Source organism: Shewanella sp. SM71 (genome assembly GCF_025653905.1).
Taxonomy (GTDB): Bacteria; Pseudomonadota; Gammaproteobacteria; order Enterobacterales; family Shewanellaceae; genus Shewanella; species Shewanella oncorhynchi.
This window is the reverse complement of sequence record NZ_JAKKRW010000061.1, coordinates 1-561: the sequence shown is the minus strand read 5'-3', so window position 1 is coordinate 561 and position 561 is coordinate 1. Positions and strand designations below refer to the sequence as shown.

Below are 561 nucleotides of genomic sequence, written 5' to 3'. Positions count from 1 at the left end.
CCTAAATAGAGGTGATATTATTACCTCGTAGATGACTTTAGGTGAACACATGAGATCGACAACCAGAAAAACATTTAGTGCTGAATTCAAACTTGAAGCAGCCCAATTAGTCCTCGATAAAAACCATAGCATCATCGAAGCTGCAAAGGCGATGAACGTAGGTAAGTCCACTATGGATAAATGGGTGAGACAGTTAAAACTAGAACGCCAGGGTGGCACACCAAAAGCATCTCCGATTACCCCTGAACAAATTGAAATCCGTGAGCTGAAGAAGCAAATAGCTCGTCTTGAGGAGCACAATCTTATCCTAAAAAAGRCTACCGCTCTCTTGATGTCAGACTCGATGAACAATTTAYGCTAATCAGCGCACTCAAGCAGAGCCACTCTATTCTCACAATTTGTAATGCATTCAAAGTGCATCGAAGTAGCTATAAGTATTGGCTAAAAAGAAAAGAACATATTGATGCAGACTTTACTATTTTATGCAGTGAAGTGAAGGCCGCACATCGTATTAGTCATGGCTCTGCCGGTGCTCGAACGATAGCTCAATTAGTGACTAAA

Annotated in this window: 1 pseudogene; it reads left to right on the top strand. The window is 41.1% G+C overall.

The annotated features are described in order from the left end of the window. Nucleotides 1–49 precede the first annotated feature (49 nt). Nucleotides 50–561: pseudogene (locus tag L5L97_RS22855) on the top strand (IS3-like element ISSba5 family transposase); the annotation flags it as partial.